The sequence below is a fragment of the Paracraurococcus ruber genome (genome assembly GCF_004353985.1).
Lineage (GTDB): Bacteria > Pseudomonadota > Alphaproteobacteria > Acetobacterales > Acetobacteraceae > Paracraurococcus > Paracraurococcus ruber.
Map to the genome: position 1 here is coordinate 1 of NZ_SMOA01000507.1, position 2,115 is coordinate 2,115.

Consider the following 2,115-nt stretch of genomic DNA (forward strand, 5'->3'; position numbering starts at 1 on the left):
CGGGCCGAGCGGGCGGCGCGCCACGCGCCGCCGCCGGGATCGCCCCTGGCGCCGCTGCGCGCCCTCTTCCTCGGCCGGCTGGATGCGCAGAAGGGGCTGGACCGCCTGGCCGCCATCATCGCCGCCGCCGGCGGCCCGGCGGTGACCTGGCGCGTCCTGGGGCGGGCTGTCATGGCGGATGGCCCGGCCCTGCTGCCGGGGTTCGCGGTCGAGCCGCCGGTGCGGGCGGCGGAGGACCTCGATGCGCTCTATGCCTGGGCGGATGTGCTGGTCCTGCCCTCCCGCTTCGAGGGCGTGCCGCTGGTGGTGCTGGAGGCGCAGCGGATGGGCTGCGTGCCGCTGGCGACCGATGTGGGCGCGCTGGGGGAGGCGGTGGCGCATGGCGAGGACGGGCTGCTGGTGCCCGGCACCCTGCCGGAGGAGGCGATCATCGCCGGCTTCGTCGATGCGCTGCGGGCGCTGGCCGCCGACCGCGCCCGGCTGCTGGCGCTCGGAGAGCGCGCCGCCGCCCGTGCCGGCGCCCTGGAATGGGACGTGACCATGCGCCCCTGGCTCGACCGGCTGGATGCGCTGGTGCCGCTGCCGGGCGCCGAGGCGGCGCCGGTCCAGGCGCGGCCGGCCGCGGCATGACGCCGGAAGTCGCGCCGGCCTGGCTCGCCGCGCTGTTCGACGGCCGGCCGAAGCTCCTGCTCCTCCCCGGGCTGGCCCAGCCGGAGGCGCTGGCGCTGCCCGGCCTTGCCCTCTGGTCCCTGCGGCCCCGGGAGGGCAGCGCGCTGCTGCACCCGCTGGGGGAGTTGCCGGAAGGCGCCGGCGTGCCGCTGCCCGCCGCGCCGGGCCAGGTCCTCGGCCTGGTCGCGCCGAAGCCGGAGGCGGCGGCGGCGCTGCTCGCCTGGTGGCAGGAGGCGGCGCCGGAGGCCGCGCCGCCGCTGATCCTGGCCCCGGATGGCCCGGCCGCCCTGCCGGCCCTGGCCGCCCGCGCCGTGGAGGCCCTGGCCGGCATGGCGCGCGAGGCGGCCGCGGCCCAGCAGGGCCTGGTCGCCCTGCGGCAGGAGCACGAGGCGCTGCTGGTCGCCCAGGCGAGGCTGCGGCAGGCGGCGCTGCACCTGCAGCCGCCGGCGGCGCCGGTGCTGGTCGCCTCGGCCGAACCCTCGGCCGAGGGCCATGCCGTCGCCGCCCGGGCCGGACGGCTGGCGCTCGGCCAGTCGCTGGGCGTCAAGCTGGATGGGCTGGCAGCCATCGCGCTGCATCTGAAGGAGGCGCTGGCGGGGCCGGAGGCGGCGCTGCGCATCCGGCTCTACGGCGCCGAGAGTGGCCGCATCGCCGGCGCCTGGGTGCTCCCCGGCCGCGCCCTGCAGGCCGGCTGGCTGACGCTGGACCTGCCGGAGCCGGTGGCGGGGCTGCGCGAGACGGCCTGGCTGGAGGTGGTGGCGGAGGTGGGCGGCTTCGACCGCTTCGCCCTGTCGCTCTCGGCCGAGCCGGTGCTGCCCGGCGCCGCGGTTTCCGTGGCCGAGGGCGCGGCGGAGACCCGCTGCCTCGCCTTCGCGCTGTGGACCGCGCTGCCCGGCCGGCGGCTGGTGCAGGCGCTGCACTGGGATGCGGAGGCGGCCGGGCTGCCGGCGCCGCCCAGCGGCGTGCCGGTCGAGTTGCCGCAGCAGGTCTGGCAGGCGGCGCGGATGCCGGAGGGGCGGGTGGAGCGGGTCGCCCTCGGCACCGAGCCGGCGCGGCTGGTGGCGGCGCTCGGCCCGGGGGAGCAGGCGCTGGTGGTGCTGCCGGCCGTGCCGCTGAACGGGCTCGATGTGCTGCGGGCCGAGTTGCCGGTGGCGCTGGGCGATACCGCCTGGCTGGAGGCGGCGCTGTGGCTGCAGCCGGAGGGCATGACGATCGGCGCCGCCGGCGACCTCTCGCCCGAGGCGCCCGGCGCCCGCTGGTCCGGCTGGCATCCCGGCGGCTTCGGCGACCCGGCGCTGCGGCTGGCGCTGGCCCTGCCGCCCGACCCGCCGCGGCGGGCCGTGGTCGCGCTGGCGCTGCGCAACCGCTGCGAGGCGCCTGAGGCGGTGCTGCGCGTCGAGATCGGGCGGATCTTCGGCACCCGCGCCGCCACGCCGCCGCCCGAGG

2 protein-coding genes are annotated in these 2,115 nt (G+C 79.8%); both read left to right on the forward strand.

The features are described 5' to 3' along the window. On the forward strand, positions 1–630 hold a 630-nt coding region (locus E2C05_RS31270; RefSeq protein WP_133223507.1), incomplete at its 5' end, for a glycosyltransferase family 4 protein. Then, positions 627–2,115, forward strand: a 1,489-nt coding sequence (locus E2C05_RS31275) for a DUF6212 domain-containing protein (protein WP_275670529.1), incomplete at its 3' end; no start/stop codon positions are given. The genes E2C05_RS31270 and E2C05_RS31275, both read left to right, overlap by 4 nt.